This is a genomic window from Halomonas sp. CH40, from assembly GCA_041875495.1.
GTDB lineage: Bacteria > Pseudomonadota > Gammaproteobacteria > Pseudomonadales > Halomonadaceae > Vreelandella.
Map to the genome: position 1 here is coordinate 2,449,238 of CP112982.1, position 17,645 is coordinate 2,466,882.

At 56.1% G+C, this 17,645-nt stretch carries 15 protein-coding genes; 8 read left to right on the top strand and 7 right to left on the bottom strand.

What is annotated here, in order from left to right; genetic code table 11:
• Window positions 1–46 precede the first annotated feature (46 nt).
• A protein-coding gene (locus OR573_11355) for an IS630 family transposase (GenBank protein ID XGA79095.1) occupies window positions 47–1,064 on the bottom strand; the annotation gives its coding sequence in 2 pieces (ribosomal slippage) (window positions 47–673 and window positions 675–1,064; 1,017 coding nt in all).
• 862 nt (window positions 1,065–1,926) lie between these two features.
• On the opposite strand from OR573_11355, the gene dusA reads away from it, so the two are divergent.
• Window positions 1,927–2,982 (top strand): tRNA dihydrouridine(20/20a) synthase DusA, encoded by a 1,056-nt coding sequence (gene dusA / locus OR573_11360; protein XGA79096.1) that lies wholly within the window; start codon window positions 1,927–1,929, stop codon window positions 2,980–2,982.
• Here the strand turns inward: dusA and OR573_11365 are convergent.
• Entirely contained in the window at window positions 2,971–4,002 is a 1,032-nt protein-coding gene (locus OR573_11365; protein XGA79097.1) for a succinylglutamate desuccinylase/aspartoacylase family protein, read from the bottom strand. The genes dusA and OR573_11365 overlap by 12 nt on opposite strands.
• 148 nt (window positions 4,003–4,150) lie before the next feature.
• Between OR573_11365 and OR573_11370 the strand changes: the two genes are divergently transcribed.
• Complete coding sequence (locus OR573_11370; protein XGA79098.1) at window positions 4,151–4,771, top strand: TetR family transcriptional regulator; 621 nt, start codon at window positions 4,151–4,153, stop codon at window positions 4,769–4,771.
• Window positions 4,772–4,855: 84 nt separating this feature from the next.
• Here the strand turns inward: OR573_11370 and OR573_11375 are convergent, their stop codons facing one another.
• The 3 genes from OR573_11375 to OR573_11385 form a co-directional block, all read right to left on the bottom strand.
• A complete protein-coding gene (locus OR573_11375) occupies window positions 4,856–8,014 on the bottom strand; it encodes an efflux RND transporter permease subunit (GenBank protein ID XGA79099.1) in 3,159 nt (1,052 codons plus the stop codon).
• The gene (locus tag OR573_11380; GenBank protein XGA79100.1) at window positions 8,011–9,279 is read right to left on the bottom strand and encodes an efflux RND transporter periplasmic adaptor subunit; all 1,269 of its coding nucleotides are present in this window, start codon (window positions 9,277–9,279) and stop codon (window positions 8,011–8,013) included. The genes OR573_11375 and OR573_11380 overlap by 4 nt, the downstream gene beginning before the upstream one ends.
• An 83-nt stretch (window positions 9,280–9,362) precedes the next feature.
• Window positions 9,363–10,814 carry a TolC family outer membrane protein gene (locus tag OR573_11385; protein ID XGA79101.1) on the bottom strand — a complete coding sequence of 484 codons (1,452 nt, stop codon included), beginning with the start codon at window positions 10,812–10,814 and terminating at the stop codon, window positions 9,363–9,365.
• A 203-nt stretch (window positions 10,815–11,017) separates the two neighbouring features.
• On the opposite strand from OR573_11385, the gene OR573_11390 reads away from it, so the two are divergent.
• Window positions 11,018–11,914: an alpha/beta hydrolase gene (locus tag OR573_11390; protein ID XGA79102.1), complete on the top strand. Its 897-nt coding sequence runs from the start codon at window positions 11,018–11,020 to the stop codon at window positions 11,912–11,914.
• Window positions 11,915–11,925: 11 nt separating this feature from the next.
• Window positions 11,926–12,237 carry a YqfO family protein gene (locus OR573_11395; GenBank protein ID XGA79103.1) on the top strand — a complete coding sequence of 104 codons (312 nt, stop codon included), beginning with the start codon at window positions 11,926–11,928 and terminating at the stop codon, window positions 12,235–12,237.
• An 18-nt stretch (window positions 12,238–12,255) separates the two neighbouring features.
• On the opposite strand, the gene OR573_11400 is transcribed toward OR573_11395, so the two are convergent.
• On the bottom strand, window positions 12,256–12,813 hold the full coding sequence (locus tag OR573_11400; protein ID XGA79104.1) for an NUDIX hydrolase: 558 nt from the start codon (window positions 12,811–12,813) through the stop codon (window positions 12,256–12,258).
• Between the two features lie 88 nt (window positions 12,814–12,901).
• Here OR573_11400 and OR573_11405 point away from each other — a divergent pair, with 88 nt between their 5' ends.
• From OR573_11405 to OR573_11420, 4 genes are all read left to right on the top strand, one after another.
• Window positions 12,902–13,546, top strand: coding sequence for a CoA pyrophosphatase (locus OR573_11405; GenBank protein XGA79105.1), 645 nt, complete (start codon window positions 12,902–12,904; stop codon window positions 13,544–13,546).
• 67 nt (window positions 13,547–13,613) lie between these two features.
• Window positions 13,614–14,279 (top strand): 2OG-Fe(II) oxygenase, encoded by a 666-nt coding sequence (locus OR573_11410; GenBank protein XGA81732.1) that lies wholly within the window; start codon window positions 13,614–13,616, stop codon window positions 14,277–14,279.
• A 4-nt stretch (window positions 14,280–14,283) separates the two neighbouring features.
• Window positions 14,284–15,810, top strand: a complete 1,527-nt coding sequence (locus tag OR573_11415) for a PAS domain S-box protein (protein XGA79106.1) — start codon at window positions 14,284–14,286, stop codon at window positions 15,808–15,810.
• Between the two features lie 37 nt (window positions 15,811–15,847).
• Window positions 15,848–16,507, top strand: coding sequence for a response regulator (locus tag OR573_11420; protein ID XGA79107.1), 660 nt, complete (start codon window positions 15,848–15,850; stop codon window positions 16,505–16,507).
• 15 nt (window positions 16,508–16,522) lie between these two features.
• On the opposite strand, the gene OR573_11425 is transcribed toward OR573_11420, so the two are convergent.
• Entirely contained in the window at window positions 16,523–17,548 is a 1,026-nt protein-coding gene (locus OR573_11425; GenBank protein XGA79108.1) for a L,D-transpeptidase family protein, read from the bottom strand.
• Between the last annotated feature and the right edge of the window lie 97 nt (window positions 17,549–17,645).

Consider the following 17,645-nt stretch of genomic DNA (forward strand, 5'->3'; position numbering starts at 1 on the left):
TATCGTCATAAAGCCTGGAATAAAATTTTTGATTTTGCTTAAGTGCCTATTCAAAATTAATCGCGTGCAAAACTCCATAGCCGCCGAGTAGGCGATGAACCTCATTGCAGAGGCGGTCAAACGAAAGGTAGGCGCTTAGCGGCAACCATGCATACTTCATCTGCTTCCACAAAATCTCAATCAGATTCAGCTCTGGCGAGTAAGCTGATAGGTAGATCAGATGCACACGATGCGACATCCATTCCACTATTTTTCTTCTGAAGGCCATGGAGCGATGCATACTGGCATTGTCGAGCACCACAACGGCGAAGGTGTCAGGGTCTTTCTGAGCCACAAACTTGTCGAAGGCTTCGATGACCGTCTCGGCCGTCACTGATTCCGTCGTGGTATGGTAGACAAGCTTCCCTGCACGGCTGAGGAACCCTAATACGTTTAGTCTTCGGCTACGAGAGTAGGCGGTCACTTCGCAGGGTTGACCGACAGGGCTCCACGCGTATGGCACTGACGACGATTGGGAAAAACCCGATTCATCAAAATAGTAAAGCTCGTGCTCGCCTTCGTCTTCCTGCTGCTGAAGCGCCTTAAGAAGGCCCTGAGTATTGCGGAAATCCCTTTCGTTACGCCGTGCCTTCAGTGAATGCCGAATGCGCTTGAAGCTGAGATCATTTTTTTTTCAACGCCCGGCGAAGGGTCACCGTGCTAACTGTCTTGCCAGTCTCTTCCTGAAACCGAGCCTGTAAGGATCGAATCTGATGAGGCTGTTCAACAACCATTTCTTTCAATCGCTGGTAGTCGTGCTCGTCCAGAATAGGTGTCCGACCACTGCGGGGCTTATCGGCGAGCCCGTCAAGCCCCAACGTTTCCCATTGTTTGAGCCATCGAGAGACGGCATCGCGGCGAACCTGCAGAATGTCACTGATCTGGTTGATGGTATGGCTCTGATCACTCAGCAGGATGGCGTGCGCACGTCGACGTAAAGCCCGCTTCTCGCTTTGATGATAGGCCGTGGTTAGTGCCTGCTGTTCAGACTTTGTGAGAGGATCAACAAAGCGACGCCTTGCCATAGGTTTATCCGTGTCAGTGATTTTAAAATCGATGTTACACGGAAATTTATGATCAGGCACTTATCTCGCTGTATTTCAAGCCTGTCGATCGCAGGGTAAAGCCCATTTACAGCATCTCTATAATCAATAGAAGCAGTTAAGTAATGACTTTTTATAACTTTATCGTAACAATTATCAAAAATATTAAACATAGAAACCTCACAGAGAATTAATACTCTTTACAAAACCCGCCCAATCCTTATCTCACAGCGCCCCAATATCTCCACGTCGTGCATATCCTCGGGGCAGATCATAACTGGCTGGTAATGATCATTGACACTGATCAAGTAAAGCGCGCCGCCTGCCAGGCGCTGAACCCGCTTGATCCGTCGCTCGTCACTCACTAACAGCAAGAACACCCCTTCTTGCCGTGGGTCGCGCTGGCAGCGGTCGACGCATACTCACTTCGCTACTGGCCCACTCGATACTGAAAAAGCATCAAAAACACACCCTGAGACTGCTCGTATAAATTTGTTTACTTAATTAACCAAGCCTAACCCATGGCCACTGCTAACGCCATTACTACAAGGTCAATTTATGCCCTATAGGGATGCAATTTTTCACATATGCGCAACGCAACAGAGATGAACGTCGCTAGTGGAGAGTGCTTTCGTTATGGGCAATAGCCTGAATAGTCTGGCTAACGACGTCAGCGCGATGCGAATTTACGCTAGATATGAGAGACTGTTAACCTTATTACGGCGCTTACGAATCGTTGCCTTACTTGCCTCTCTGATGTACCCAAACCAAAGCGGCTCAGGTACCCGATATATAGCAACGAATCATATAAAACGCCACCTAATCACTGTAAATATGAACAGTTATGATTGATAATGCAACCCAGCAAAACCGCATAAAGCCTGACATTCCCCGCCCCGCGCTGGATAGAACGTTTTCCGTGGCCCCTATGATGGATTGGACCACACGAGATTACCGAGCATTCGCACGTACCCTGACCCGGCAGGCGCTGCTATATTCCGAGATGGTGACAACGGGTGCTATTTTGCATGGTTCACCGCGTGAGCGTTTTCTGGGCTACAGCGAGGTTGAGCATCCTATTGCCCTGCAGTTGGGGGGTAGCGATGCCGGTGAGCTGGCCGAATGCGCGGCGATTGCCGAAGCCTGGGGCTATGACGAGGTTAACCTGAATGTGGGTTGTCCCAGCGATCGGGTGCAGAACAACCTGATTGGCGCCTGCCTGATGGGCCACCCTGAAAAGGTCGCCGCGGCGGTCAAGGCCATGCAGGCGGCAGTGTCCATCCCGGTCACGGTAAAGTGTCGTATCGGCATTGATGACCAGGACGAGGATGTTGACCTGGAGAACTTTATTCACCAGGTGGCGGATGCGGGTTGCGATACCTTTATCGTGCATGCTCGCAAGGCCTGGCTGCAGGGGCTGTCACCCAAGCAGAACCGTGATGTGCCGCCGCTGAACTATCTACGCGTCCAGCGTTTGAAGCAGCGCCACCCTGAGCTGCATATTGGCATCAATGGCGGCATCAAGACGCTGGATGCCTGTCAGGCCCAGCTTGCCCATGTTGATAGCGTCATGGTCGGCAGAGAGGCGTATCAGAACCCTTGGCTGCTAGCCAAAGTCGATAGTGCTTTTTATGGCCAACCAGACCCGGCCAGCAGCCGTCTGGCAGCGGCTCAGGCGTTTCGTCCTTATATCCAGGCGCGCCTGGATGAAGGCGCCAAGCTGAATCACATTACCCGCCACCTGCTAGGGCTGTTTCAGGGCTGCCCCGGCGGGCGCCGTTTCCGACGTCATCTGTCTGAACATGCCCATCAGGAGGGCGCCGGTTTACGCATCTTTGATGACGCCCTGAGCCTGGTGCGCGAGCCAGAAGAAGTCGCGGCGCCTGTCTTAGTAAAGTGAGTCCGGCGGTGGCTCCAGCGAGGAGTTGAACGACTCTATCGCGGTTTCAGCCTCTTCGATAGCATCAAAGCGGGCAATATGAAACAGCGCTTCACCCTCGTTGGCCAGCGGCAAGCGGCTCATGCCGATCACAATGCCGTCTGCCACGGCGCGCACTTCGTCTTCGTCGTTACCAAAGGGGTCGGCCACTTTGCCCAGCACTTCCCCTTTCGCCACTCGGGCGCCCAGGCGCACCTTGGGGCGCAGGATGCCGTCAATTGGCGCCCGCGCCCAGCTTGAGCCATTGGCAAGCTCTGCAGGAGAAGGACGCCGACGGCGCTGCTCGCCTGTCAGCATGCCCAGGCGGCGCATTACCCTCAATACCCCTCTTACCCCAGGGGCAATGGCCCATTCATCAAAGCGCAGCGCCTCACCCGCTTCATAGGTCAGCACGGGAATCCCCCGGTTCTGGGCGTAATGGCGCAGGCTGCCCTCGCGCAGCTCCGCATTCAGAATCACCGGCGCCCCAAAGGCATCGGCCATTTGCTCGGTTTCACTGCCGGTACTTAACTGGGCGCGAATCTGCGGCAGGTTGGTGCGGTGAATGGCACCGGTGTGTAAATCAATGATGTGGGTAGCGCAATCAACAATCTCCTCCCTGAGCAAGGCGGCAATCCGCCCACCTAAAGAGCCGGATTCACTGCCTGGAAAACAGCGGTTAAGATCGCGACGGTCAGGCAGGTAACGGGTCTGCTGTAAAAAACCGAAGACGTTAACCACGGGAACCGCAATCAGGGTGCCCCGCAGGCTGTTGATGGCCTTTGAGCGCAGCAAACGACGCACAATTTCCACGCCATTGATTTCATCACCATGAATGCCACCGCATACCAGCAATACCGGGCCTTCCTTGCGGCCATGAACCACTTCAACGGGCATATGCAATTGCGTGTGGGTGTACAGCCGGGCAAGGGGAAGGTCAATTTCCAACCGCTGCCCGGGCTGAACCGTCTTGCCCGCTAATGTAAAAGCTGCTCTTGCCATATCAGGTCTGCCTTGACGATGAAAACAGTGTTTGGATTTATCTTACACCTGAAGACCCGCCTAGCGAAGAAAATGGAGCCTCCTCGGCGGGTAAAACCCTGATGAGTCGGGTAAAATAATCACCGTTCTCATCATGGATACTGGCTTTATGGTACGCAAGACAAAAGAGGAGGCTGCTGCAACACGTGAGATGTTGCTGGATGCTGCCGAAGACATGTTCATTGAGCACGGGGTGGCACGTACATCCCTGGAACAGATCGCTCGCCACGCCGGGATGACCCGCGGGGCTGTCTACTGGCATTTCAAGAACAAGGTGGATTTGTTCAACGCCATGCTGGAACGTGTACGCCTGCCCTTTCAGGGGTTGATTGAAGAACTTGATGATCCTGAGCTGGCCAAAAAGCCTCTGGAAGCCATTCGCCTGGCCTGTATCAACGGCTTCAAGCGCCTGGAGCAGCCACGCTATCGGCGAGTACATACCATTCTGATTCACCGCTGCGAAACCTTTGGTGATATTGACCCCATCAGCATGCAAAACGAAATGGCAGAAGACGCCTGCGGCGCTCTGGTCGACTATTTCCGCTGCGCCGCCAATTACCAGCAGTTGCGCGAAGGCCTTGCCCCGGAAATGGCAGCCGATATCATGAATGCCATGCTCAGCGGCCTGTTCCATCACTGGCTGCGCAATCATCAATCCTTCTCGATTTACCAGGAAGGCTCACGCCTGATGGAAACCCAGCTTAAGCTTATGCAGCCTTGCGGGACATAAAACCACCCGTTAGATAGCAAAACACCGGCTCAAAGGCCGGTGTTTGCGTTCTTCAAGCCTCTCAAGGAGAGGCAGTAATACCACTTACGTTTGAGAGGCGTTGTCATTACCCAGGCGCTTGTTGTTGAGCCACTGCGCAATGCTGGCAATCATGGCATAGAAACTGGGGATGAACATGCTACCCAGAATCGCCACTGTGCCCATGCCCACGGCTACCGTGGTGCCGATATGATGACTGCTGACATCACTGGCGCCGGTGGCAAGCGCCAGCGGCAAGGTACCGAAAATAAACGCCAGTGACGTCATGACAATCGGGCGGAAACGCAGCTCTGCCGCGCTTACCGCTGCCTCACGGATGGTTTTACCCAGCTCCTTACGCTGCAGCTCGGCAAACTCGACAATCAGGATGGCATTCTTGGCCGCCAGCCCGACCACCACCAATATGCCGATTTCCACATAGACACTGGTATCCAGGCCACGCAGCACAATGCCACCAATACTGCCCAGGAAGGCAAAAGGGGTTGCGGTTAATACCGCCAAGGGCAACGACCAGCTTTCGTACTGGGCGGCGAGGATCAGGAACACCATGATCAGGCCAAAGATGATCGCCATAGCAGCGGTGTTGCCCAGCTCACTTTCCTGATAGGCAGTACCTGTCCAGCCCATGCCCCACTCGTTGCCCAGGGTATCGCGAACCACCTCCTCCATGGCCTCAATGGCCTGGGTGGAACTATAGCCTTCTGCCGGGCCACCCTGGAACTGGGCACCCAGGTAAACGCCAAAGCGCGACACCACTGCGGGCTTGGCCTGGCGCTCCAGGGTCACAAATTCAGACAGCGGAATCCGCTCACCATTGCCACCGCGAACATAGATATGGTTCAGGTCATCCGGCGTCTTGCGGTATTCGTCTTCGTTTTGCAAATACACCTGGAAGTTGCGGTTCTGGTAACTGAAGAAGTTCACAAAACCATTACCAAAGGTATTCGACAAAGTGGCGTTGAGTGCCTGCAGTGACACCCCGTAGCTCAGGGCCTTCTGCTGGTCGATCTCAGCCCGGTAGCCCGGCACATTGACATTGAAGGTGGTGAAGACACGTTCAAGTGCGGGGTGCTGGTTGGCCGCCTGCATGATTTGCATGGAGGCCTGGAACAGTTCACGCGAATCCGCACCACCAAAGGATTGCAGGTAGCCGGTAAAGCCCCCGGTTGTGGAAAGCCCCATGATAGGCGGCACGTTGAAGGCCATTGCTGAACCGCCAGGAATCTCAGCCCCCAGCTGCATGATCCGGCCGACGAGCCCATCCGCGGTCAGCGAGCGCTCCTCCCAAGGATCAAGGTTAATGAACATGATACCGCGGGCCGTATTGACCGCGCTGGAAAGGATGTCATAGCCCGCCACCGCTGAGGAATAGCGCACGCCATCAATGGCTTCGATCTGGCTACTCAGCTCATCCATATAGGCCTGGGTACGCTCAAGGGAGGCGGAATCCGGCAGCTGCACTGCCGCCAGCACAACCCCCTGATCAGTTTCTGGCACCAGGGAGGCCGGCGTAGTCTGGTACAGCCACCAGGAACCGGCGACCACCAGCCCGGTCAGCAACAGCGCCAGCCCCCAAAAACGCACCAGCACCCTGACAATCGCCATATAACCTGCAGTAATCGCTGCAAACAGGCGGTTAAACAGGCGCAGCGGCAAACCCAGGACATGCATTATCTTCGATTCATTCTTAGGCTTATGCTTGATGAAAATCGCCGAGAGCGCTGGGGTAAATGTCAGTGCCATCAAGGCAGAAAATGCCACCGAAATGGCCACCGTCAGGGCAAACTGCTGATAGATCTGCCCGGTAAAACCACCCAGGAAGGCGACCGGAACAAAGACCGCCGCCATGATCAGGGAGGTCGCGATGACAGGCCCGCCAACTTCTTTCATGGCGCGGATTGTCGCCTGCATGACGCTGATATCTTCGTCTTCGCTCAACACCCGCTCAACGTTTTCCACCACCAGAATTGCATCGTCGACGACAATGCCGATGGATAGCACCAGGGCAAACAGCGTCAACAGGTTGATCGAGAAACCGAACATGTAGAAACCGGCAAAGGTCGCCAATACCGCTACCGGCACCACCGACATGGCAATCACGGTAAAACGCCAGTTCTGCAGGAAGATGAACAGGATCACCCCGACAATCAGGAAGGCCTCAATAAAGACCTTGACGACCGTATTCACCGAGGCATCAATAAACAGGGTGGTATCATAGGGCACCACGTAATCCAGCCCTGGAGGGAAGCGTTCCTTCAGGTCCACCATGGTGTTACGCACCGCCTCGGCGGTTTCCAGCGCATTGGCACCCGGCTGCTGGTTGATGATGATCGGGGTCATGCTGGCGCCGTTCAGCTTGGCATTCACCCCATAGAAGGAAGCACCCAGTTCAATACGCGCGACATCGTCAAGCTGTAATGAGGAGCCATCCGGGTTGGTACGCAAATAGATATTGCGGAAATCATCCACATTATTCAGGCGTCCGCCGGCAGTAATCGTGTAGGTGAAAGCACGCGGGTCACTTTGCGGCGTTGCCGCCAGGCTACCGGCAGGCACTTCGGTATTCTGGGCACGAATGGCGCTGGCCACTTCCGTCGGCGTCAGATCATATTGGGCCAGCTTGTTCGGATCCATCCAGATGCGCATGGCAAACTCACCGCCACCCAGCACCTCGGCTTCCCCCACTCCAGGTACCTGACGCAGCTCGTCAAGGACGTTCAGAGTGGCATAGTTCTGCATGAAAATGCGGTTGTAGTCACCTTCAGGTGATATCAGGGCCACCAGCATCAGAATCGAACTGGAGCGCAGTTCGACCTTGACCCCCTGAGACTGCACGGCCTCGGGAAGCCGCGAAAGCGCCCCCTGAACCCGGTTATTGACGTTGATGGTATTGATATCCCCAGAGGTGCCGATATCAAAGGCCACGTTAAGCGACATCGAACCGTTATCGGCGCTGGTCGAGGTCATGTAGAGCATGTCCTCAACGCCGTTGATCGCTTCTGCCAGCGGAGCCGCCACGGTTTGCGCCACGGTTTCAGCATCCGCCCCGGGGAACTGGGCGCTCACTGAGACGGTAGGCGGTACAACGTTGGGATATTGCTCAACAGGGAGTACCCGCATGCTGACCACGCCGACCAGGGTCAGGATGATCGCCAGCACGGTGGCAAAGATAGGCCGGGCAATAAAGAAATTGGAAAAACTCATGAGGCATCATCTCCGCCCGCTTCTGAATCCTCACCCTGAGGTTCGTTCTGGGCTTCTGCCGCCTCTTCCTGCGTTTCCTCCTGAGTCTCTTCTTTCTCTTCCTCGATATTTTCCACCAGATTGTCAGCGTCACCGTCAAAGGCACGCGGCTCTATCTTGCGGCCCGGCTCGATACCGGCCGGGTCGCCGACAATAACCCGCTCACCCAATTCCAGGCCACCTTCGATCACCTGCCATGGGCCAGCCAACTCGCCCAGCTCCACTGTGCGTGCACGCGCCGTACTATCCTCATCCAGAACAAACACCTGCGGCCCCATCAGCCCCTGGGTGATGGCAATTTCCGGCACGGCGATAACGCCATAACGCTTCAAACCGGCAATGCGAACGCGCACAAACTGCCCGGGTAATACCTGGCCATCCGGGTTATCGACATTGGCATTGGCCTGAACCGTGCTGGTGCCCTGGCTGACCCGGGAGCCAAGGTAATCCATATAGCCTTCAAGCGGCGATTCGTGGCCGGCCACATCCAGCAATACCATGATATCGGCCAACTCAGTGCCGTCATTCAACTGCCGGCGTAATTCGAACGCATCCCGTTGAGGCAGCTGAAAACGCACTTCCAGCGGGTCAAGCGGCGTAATGGTAGTCAACGCCGTACCGGGAGTGACCAGATTACCTACGTTGACCTCACTCAGGCTGATCATGCCAGCGACGGGCGCCTTGACCTCAGAATAAGCCAAGTCGATCTGTGCCCGGGCCAACGAAGCCTCGGCCTGAGCCACACTGGCACGGGCCACCTGCATTTCGGCCAACGCCTGGTCATACTGCTGGCGGCTGACCGAGTTCTGGCTCAGCAGCCGCTCGAAGCGCTGCGCATCGCGCTGGGCGCGAGAAAGCTCGGCGCGGGCACTCTGCAGGTCAGCTTCACGCTGGTTAACGGTCGCCTGATAGACGTCCGGCTCAATGGAATACAGCCGCTGGCCTTCTTCCACCATCTGCCCTGGCTCAAAGTGGCGCTGTTGTAGCACCCCAGTGATCCTGGCCACCAGCGCCACTTCATTATCACTGCGCAACAATGACGAGTAGGAGCGTTCCAGGTCGATGTCCTGACGTTTCACCTCAGTGACCTCCACTTCATGCGGTGGCCGTTCCTGCTGGTCACCGCCTGACTGCGCCAGCACCGGTTGAGGCTGCAGAACATTCAACGTTATGCCTGCTCCGATCACCAGAGCCGCCAACATGCCTCGCTTCGATAGTAACTTCATGGATGATACTTCCGTTTATCCGCTGGATAGGTACACATTTACTTTAATCATACACGCATGAATGTAAATACTGTAGAAATAAATCACCCATTACGGCGTGGACGCTCACCTATATTGGTGACACTACCAAGGTTATCTTCGGGCAGGGTAAACTCGACCCTTTCCTCTCCCAGCCATTCGTTAATCTCTTCAAGCGCCGCCACATCAAGAGTGCCTGCCTGCTGGCGAAGGGTCAGCAGGTTGATCACGTAGTCGTAACGGGCGCTGGCATGGTCTGCAATGGCGTTGTAGAGGCTTTGCTCAGCGTTCAGCACATCGACGATATTACGCGTACCCACCTCATAGCCGGCGCGGGTGGCATCCAGGGCGCTCTGGTTGGATACAATCGCCTGCTGACGCGCCTCAATCGTTGAGACATTATTGCTCAGCTGGGTATAACGCGAACGTATCTGCTGCACGGTTTCACGGCGCTGATCTTCAAAATCATACTGGCTGGCTTCCAGCAGGAAGGTGTTTTCCTGAATGGTCGCTTCTGTGGTGCCGCCGGTGTAAAGCGGCATGCTGACCCGCAGCCCGACTTCACTGGCTGAGTTATAGCCTGATGCCCCACTGCGGTCGTTGTCTGAAAAGTTGTAGTTGGCAAACGCATTCAGAGTGGGGGATTCCTGAGCCTTGGCGATTTCCAGGCTACTACGCCTGAGGGCAACACCGGCTTCGCTGGCCAGCACCAGGGGGTTATTTTTCATTGCCAGTTCAACCCAGTAATCACGGTCTTCCGGAGTAGGTAGAGCAACCGGCATCGCATCAGTCAGGACGTCAATGCTTTCGTAGCGCTGGCCGGTCAAGCGCTCCAGCGCCTCAAAGCGCACCTGGAGGTCACTATCGGCGGCAATCCGCACAGCGCGAGACTGGTCAAACGCTGCCTTGGCTTCTTCCACCTCAGTAATCGCGATCAGGCCTACTTCAAACTGTTCCCTGGCCTGCTCCAGCTGGCGACCGATGGCGCGCTCCTGGGCACGCCGGGCATCGAGCAGTTCATAGGCGCGCAGAATTTCAAAATACGCCGACGCCACATCAATCAGCAGCTGCTGTTCGGTGGCTGCCAGCTGGAAAAGCTGTTGATCAATCTGACGATCGGCCTGTTCCACCTGGCGACGCTTCAGGGCATCAAACAGCGCCTGGGTCGCTTCAAGGGATAGCCCGACACTGTTGACGCTGTCATCGCCACCCACGCCCGCTGTTGGCACGCTGCTTGTCTGGCTCTCATACTGACGACTATGTGAAAGGCTACCGTTGACGCTCACCTGAGGTTTCAATGCGCCCTCGGCAGCATTGCGGGCCGCTTCAGTGCTGCGTGTTACCAGGCGCGCCGATGACAATGCCGCATTGTTATTAATGGCGTCCTGGGTAATGGTCAAAAGGTTAGCTGACCATGCGGGCGCTCCCCAGGCAGCAGCTACCAATGTGGGTAAAAGCGCACGTTTCAGCCAACGACAGCGTGGCAGTGGCTGGGTGTGGGCAGAAGATCTTGGCATGTTAACGTCCTCGGTATAATCCGTCATAAGGAGTGGCGGTTGCGGAGCAAGGCTTGCCAGTGCAAGCGGGCCGATATTGATGAATAATATACATACATTGTCGCATGTTCATAACCAAAGATCTGTCCGCCGGGTGGTTTTCCACGAATTTTGACATATCCTTACCAGAGCCTGATGTTGACCACCTGATGCGAGAAAGCGCTATGGATGCTATGAAATGCCTGAAAGTCGGCCAGCTTGATATCGTCGTGCGCATCTGGAATCCGGATGCGCCCCATAGCGTTATTGCCTGGCACGGCCTGGCACGCCACGGCGGTGATTTTGAGCAACTGGCTCGCCATCTGGGCCCACAGTGGCGGGTACTGGCACCCGACACCCCCGGCAGAGGGCTTTCTGACTGGTCGTTTTATCCTGCCAAAGACTACCTTTACAGTCATTACATGACCGTTGCCACCCAGGTAATGGATGCCTTTGAGCTGGAAAGTGCCCCCTGGATCGGCACCTCCATGGGTGGGCTTCTGGGCATACTACTGGCCGCCGATGATGACACGGCGTCACGCATTCGCTGCCTGGTGCTCAATGATGTTGGCCCTGCCCTTGAGCCCGAGGCGCTGACCCAGATGGCCACCTACTTCAGTACCTTAAAGCGTTTTACCACCTTTGCTGAGCTGCGTGAGGCACTCCAGGAAAATTATCAAGGGTTTGGCATCACTCGGGAACAAGAGTGGTTAAGCATGGCACACTCAAGCGCCCGCCGCCTGCCCGATGGCGCCTGGACCTTTCATTACGATCCACGTATCGCGGAGCAGTTTATTCACGACACACCGCGCGACACCTGGGCCGATTGGGCAAAGATCCGCTGCCCGCTGATGCTGATAAGAGGCGAGCATTCCCCGCTGCTCAGCCAGGCTACAGTGGCTGAAATGTGCCAGCGACAGCCACAGATGGGCTTTCTTGAAGCCCCAGGCTGTGGCCACGCCCCCATGCTCAATGTGCCTGCTCAGGTCGAGCCTATCCGCCAGTTTCTGGAAAAATCCGTGCCGGATGCCAGGCAACCCTGGTGGCAGACGCTGCTGAAACGCTTGAACCCCTCTGATTAAGAGAGCTGACCATGTATAAACTGGCCTTTTTCGTTCCCGTTGAAGACGCTGAAAGCGTCAAGGAAGCGGTATTCTCTACCGGCGCTGGCCGCATCGGCGACTATGAAGCCTGCTGCTTTGCGACCGCGGGCACCGGGCAGTTTCGTCCACTGACGGGTGCCCAGCCGCATATCGGCAATGTCAACCAACTCACTCAAGTGGAAGAACTCAAGATTGAGCTGGTATGTCATGATGAGCTGATCGAATCGGCCATTGCTGCCCTGAAGCTGGCCCACCCGTATGAAACACCTGCTTACGATGTCTGGCGGCTGGCCGATCTTTAAACTAGTCGGCTCCCCGCATCAAGCACTGCCAAAGTAGCGTTCGCGGTCTTCCGGGGTAATCACACCCGTATGCAACGGGTATAGGCCTTTATGGCGATCAGCGTAGAAGTGCCGCAGGGTGTGCTCGATGGTCGGGAAAGCCAGAGAATCCCAGGGGATTTCGTCTTCTTCAAACAGCGCCACTTCCTCACTCTCCGGCCCTGCCGCAAAGCCACCTACCAAGTCTGCCTTGAAGATCATATACACCTGATTGATATGAGGAAGGTCAATCAGCGTATACAGATTGGCTAACGCCACTTCGGCACAGGCTTCTTCCCAGGTCTCACGGGTGGCGGCCTGGACAGTACTTTCGGCGTTTTCCATATACCCGGCGGGCAGTGTCCAATAGCCTTTGCGTGGTGCAATGGCACGTTTGCACAACAGCACCTGAGAGCCGCTGACCGGCAAGGTGCCTGCTACAATACGCGGATTCTGGTAATGAATGGTGCCGCAGGCATCACATAGGTAGCGCGGGCGATCATCACTTTCCGGAATGGCAAAACGGACTTTCTCACCACATTGACTACAAAAGTTCATTGGCACTCTCGCTTGAAGGCAACGCATAGCGCCACTTGACGCCAACGCTCGCTGCTGGGTAAAAGAAAACACAGACTCGGGAAACCTCATGTTAGAGAAACTCAGCCAACGGCTGCAACAGCACCGCCCTCAACGCTTGAAGGATATGAACCTCCCCAGGGCGGCAGTACTGATGCCCATCGTCGACCGTCCGCAGCCAACCCTGCTGCTGACCCGGCGTGCCAGCCATATGGCCACCCACAGCGGCCAGGTGGCGTTTCCCGGTGGCAAGCAGGAGCCGCAGGACCCGGATCTCTATGCCACCGCCCTGCGCGAGGCCGAGGAAGAAATTGCCCTTCCGCCTGATCAGGTCAAGGCACTGGGGCAGCTTTCCGATGTGATTTCCCTGCACGGTATTCAGGTTACCCCCTGGGTGGGGTTGATTCCTCCTGACTTGCCCCTCAAGGCAGACCCCAGCGAGCTGGATGCGATTTTCGAAGTTCCCGTACAACATTTTCTGGACGACCGGCGCACCCATACCGATGTGATCACCGTTGATGGCATTGCCTACTACGTGCCAAGCTACCATGTCGATGGTTTTGTGATCTGGGGGCTTTCCGCCATGATGTTGGTGGAACTGCTGGCAAAGGGTTTTGGCATGCCTATCAGCCTGTATGAAAAGCCTGGCGGCTTGCTACGCCGCCACCCGGTACGCGGGGTTTCCGAGCGCTCAAAACCCATGGCTGATAAATAAAACTGGCGGCGCTGACATTTCATGCTATAACGCATTTTTTCTGACGGATAACTGACTCTTGACCATGATGTCACCCTCATTATCGGCGGCTTCACTGCTTGGCCCGACCACCATCAATCGCATCGTGGATGCTCTTGTCGAGCAGGGCTGGTTTGCAGAAAGTGAGGTGCTGGATCCCGCCCTGTGCCAGCAACTGTATGCTGAAATTTGCCGTCTGGCTGATCATGATGGCCTGAGTCAAGCGGGTATCGGGCGTGGCACAGAGCATCACCTGCGCAAGGATATTCGCGGTGACGCCATTCACTGGCTGAACCGGGAAAGCCAGGCCCAACGCACCTATCTGGCTGGCATGGCCGAGCTACAGCAGTCGCTTAATCAGGCGCTGTTTCTGGGGCTGTTCGAATATGAGGCGCATTTTGCCCACTATCCGCCGGGCGCGTTTTATCAGCGCCATCTGGACAGCTTTCGCGGGCGCGCCAACCGGGTCATTTCCACTGTTGGCTACCTGAACCCAGAATGGCCTGCCGACGGAGGCGGTGAAATGGTGATCTATCACCCTGAAAGCCCCGATCAGGAAGTCGCCCGCATCGTTCCGCAGGCGGGCGCCTTTACCTGCTTCCTGTCAGAGACCGTTCCCCATGAGGTGCTGCCCACCCGCCTGCCCAGAACCAGTATCGCCGGCTGGTTCCGGCGCAATGCCTCCCTGGGCGGTGTTCTCGACCCGGCGAGCTGACGCTATGCAGCAGACCACCGAACAACGGCTCAAGGCCCGAATTGCTGAGCTTGAAGCACACAATCAACAATTACAGGAAGACAAACAGCATTATCAATGGCTGGCCGAAAGCACCACCGACCTGATTTCACGGCATGCCCGGGATGGCACCTTTGTGTACGCGTCCAATGCTGCTCGGGATTTATTGGGCTATGCGCCGGAAGAACTGATCGGCGTTTCCGCCTATCAGCTGTTCCACCCCGCAGATCTGAGTGACCTGCTGAACAAGTCACCTCGAGTGTATTATCACGCTGGTTTTTATCAGCAAACCTATCGCTTTCGCGCCAAAAGCGGCCATTACGTCTGGTTTGAAACCACCAGCCGCACCCGCCGCGACCCTGCCACCGGCGAGTTGATCGATATTCTGTGTGTTTCCCGGGATGTGGGGCGGCGTATTAAGGTGGAAGCCCATCGCGAGCGTCTGGCTCAGGTGGTGGAATCCACCTCTGACTACGTGCTCTTTGTGGCTGAAGATGGTTCCATTTTCAGCGCCAACGAAGCCGCACGGCGACGCTTTAACCTGCCTCGCTCCACCCAAGCTGTTCCGCTGAGCCAGGTTTACAGCGATGCCTCGCTCAGTCTACTCAACAAGGTGGTGTTTCCCGCTGTGGCCCGCTACGGCTCCTGGAGCGGCGAGCTGGAGATGCGCGGTCATGATGGGCTGATCCCGGTGTTAAGCGTCGTTCAGGCCCATCGTGGCCGAGGGGCTGAACCCGGTCATCATTCGTTGCTGAATCACGATATCCGTCTGCGCAAGCACGCTGAAGCCCAGGCGCGCCGCCATCAGGAACAGATTGCCCATGCCAACCGGCTGGCAACCCTGGGCGAGCTGACCTCCAATATTGCTCACGAGCTCAATCAGCCGCTCGGCGCCATCGCCAATTACGCCAACGGCGCCCTACTCACCCTGCAGGCTAACCCTGAGCTGCCTGCGCAGGCGCTTGCCCATCCGCTTACCCAGATTGATCATCAGGTTCAGCGCCTGGCTGAACGCCTGCGCCATATCCGGCGCTTTATTCGCACCGGTGGCACCCAGTGTCGCCGGGTGCAGCTTTCCCGAGTGATTGAAGCCGCCCGGCAGCTTTGCGAATGGCGCTATCAGCAAGCCAATCTGGACATCAGACAATCACACTCTGCTGCCGATTTATACGTCATGGCCGACCCGGTGGCGCTGGAGCAGGTATTCGTCAATCTTTTATTGAATGCACTGGAGGCCAGCCGCCAGCACCCTGGCGCACGCCATGTCCAGCTCAGTGTTGAAACCGATACTCGAAACTCCCTGGTTGTGCGTGTGGATGACCAAGGCCCCGGCGTGCCTGACGAGCAACAGGCCGAGGTGTTTAACGCCTTTCACTCTACCCGTGCCGAAGGCTTGGGGTTGGGGCTGGCCATCAGCCGCTCTCTGATGGAAGCCATGGGCGGCGCACTCAGCGTTAGCCATAGCCCGCTGTTTAGCGGCGCACGCTTTAGCGCTAGACTACGCTGCGCTTAATCTGTGTATGCAAGATGACTAACGGGAAAAGTTCCTGATGGATACGTCGTATCAAGAAAATACGGGCAGGCGCGATAGCACTGACCGTGACATTGCCATTGTGGATGACGACCAGGCGCTGCGTGACTCGCTCGTCTGGCTGCTAGGTTCAGTGGGCCTGGAGGCTGCAGCCTTTGCCGATGGCGACAGCTTTCTGGCCAGCCCGCATAACTGGAAGGTGGTGCTGCTTGATGTGCGCATGCCCGGCCTCAGCGGCCTACAGGTGCAACAGCAATTGGCTGAGCGGGGAGCAACCGCCGTGGTGATCATGATGAGCGGACACGGGGATGTTCCCATGGCCACGCAGGCGCTCAAGAACGGGGCCTTTGATTTTATCGAAAAGCCCTTCAACCATCAGCAGCTGATCGATAGCCTTCAGGAGGCGTTGACTCAGGCGCAATGCCGTCATCAACGCAATCTGCAGCACCATGAACTGAGTCGGCGCTTTGCTACCTTGCGCCCCAAGGAGCAGCAGATCATCACCCTTGTCGCTCAAGGGATGACCAGCCGTGAGATTGCCGAAAAAATGGCCATCAGCGCCAAAACAGTGGAAGTCTATCGACAGAGAGCAATGAAAGCTCTTGGCGCCAACAATCTGGCTGAGCTTGTCAGGCAGGCCGTTGCCTTGGGTCTAGTATCTGCCCTACCTGAAGCTTGAGTCTCAAACAAACTCTCAGATCAAAGGCACAATCTCACCGTTGGAGCTTTCCAGCGTCTGACTAAAACGCTCGAAATCAACGGCTTGATCGCTAGCTTGCTGCTGATTGAGTGCGCTCAACATCCCCAGCAGGGTATCCATGCCGTTTTCCTGCTCTCCCAGCGCTGCAAAGGCCTGTAGATGCGGCACGCTCTGGTCATCAAAGCCCAGCTTGATCGGCGAGTCGATAATATTGACCTGGGTGCCGTCCGGCACACGCCCGAAAATTGATTCGATATCTTCCGGGAACATACGGATACAGCCACGGCTGGCACGCATACCAATACCATCCGGCTGGTTGGTACCGTGAATCAGGTAACCTGGAATATCGAGCAGAATGGCGTGTTCGCCCAGTGGGTTATCCGGGCCGGGTGGCACGACACTCGGCGGTGGCTCGCCCTGGGCGGCGGCTTCTTCGCGCATGGATTCTGGCGGATACCAGGCCGGGTCTTTCAGGCGCATGGTCGTTTCGGTCACTCCCAGCGGGGTATTGTAGCCATCGCGGCCAATCCCGATGGGGTAGGTTTCCACCCTTGCCGTTTCGCCTTCAGCGGGCTCAGGATAGTAATAAAGACGCAGCTCAGCTAGGTTGATTACAATCCCGGTACGCTCGGCATCAGGCAGAATATGCTGCCCCGGAATCACCACCTCGGTTCCTTCACCCGGCACCCAGATGCTCACCTCAGGGTTGGCACGAATAATTTCTTCGTAACCCACATTATGGTCACGGGCGATATCAATCAGCGTATCTTCGTATTCAGCCTCAACGCGATAGACTTCCCCTACCATATTGCCAGCATCTGGCAGCGGATAGTGTCCTTTGGGCCATTCAGATTCTTCCGCCTGAGCAGCCAGAGTAAAACACCAGGATGCCAGCGTCGCCGCCCCCGCCTTGCCAACTCTGCTGGAACAGACACAGCACCCGCCCTTTTTCAGAACGCGAACCAGCCTCTTGAACAACGGCAATACAGGTTGTAAAACGGCATTTACGAATGAGGGCATGACAGTTCCTTCAACAAATCATCTGACAGCATCTTAACAAAGCATCGACAAAAACATTTAACGTTAGTTGCCTGTGTCAGAATTAAAAGGCCTTTTT

What these genes read in the sequence shown, in the direction of transcription:
- OR573_11380 (XGA79100.1), bottom strand. Translation starts at nt 9,279, where the DNA reads ATGAAGTTACTATCGAAGCGAGGCATGTTGGCGGCTCTGGTGATCGGA.
- OR573_11390 (XGA79102.1), top strand. Translation starts at nt 11,018, where the DNA reads ATGGATGCTATGAAATGCCTGAAAGTCGGCCAGCTTGATATCGTCGTG.
- OR573_11415 (XGA79106.1), top strand. Translation starts at nt 14,284, where the DNA reads ATGCAGCAGACCACCGAACAACGGCTCAAGGCCCGAATTGCTGAGCTT.
- OR573_11400 (XGA79104.1), bottom strand. Translation starts at nt 12,813, where the DNA reads ATGAACTTTTGTAGTCAATGTGGTGAGAAAGTCCGTTTTGCCATTCCG.
- OR573_11395 (XGA79103.1), top strand. Translation starts at nt 11,926, where the DNA reads ATGTATAAACTGGCCTTTTTCGTTCCCGTTGAAGACGCTGAAAGCGTC.
- dusA (XGA79096.1), top strand. Translation starts at nt 1,927, where the DNA reads ATGATTGATAATGCAACCCAGCAAAACCGCATAAAGCCTGACATTCCC.
- OR573_11365 (XGA79097.1), bottom strand. Translation starts at nt 4,002, where the DNA reads ATGGCAAGAGCAGCTTTTACATTAGCGGGCAAGACGGTTCAGCCCGGG.
- OR573_11370 (XGA79098.1), top strand. Translation starts at nt 4,151, where the DNA reads ATGGTACGCAAGACAAAAGAGGAGGCTGCTGCAACACGTGAGATGTTG.
- OR573_11385 (XGA79101.1), bottom strand. Translation starts at nt 10,814, where the DNA reads ATGCCAAGATCTTCTGCCCACACCCAGCCACTGCCACGCTGTCGTTGG.
- OR573_11425 (XGA79108.1), bottom strand. Translation starts at nt 17,548, where the DNA reads ATGCCCTCATTCGTAAATGCCGTTTTACAACCTGTATTGCCGTTGTTC.
- OR573_11375 (XGA79099.1), bottom strand. Translation starts at nt 8,014, where the DNA reads ATGAGTTTTTCCAATTTCTTTATTGCCCGGCCTATCTTTGCCACCGTG.
- OR573_11420 (XGA79107.1), top strand. Translation starts at nt 15,848, where the DNA reads ATGGATACGTCGTATCAAGAAAATACGGGCAGGCGCGATAGCACTGAC.
- OR573_11410 (XGA81732.1), top strand. Translation starts at nt 13,614, where the DNA reads ATGTCACCCTCATTATCGGCGGCTTCACTGCTTGGCCCGACCACCATC.
- OR573_11405 (XGA79105.1), top strand. Translation starts at nt 12,902, where the DNA reads ATGTTAGAGAAACTCAGCCAACGGCTGCAACAGCACCGCCCTCAACGC.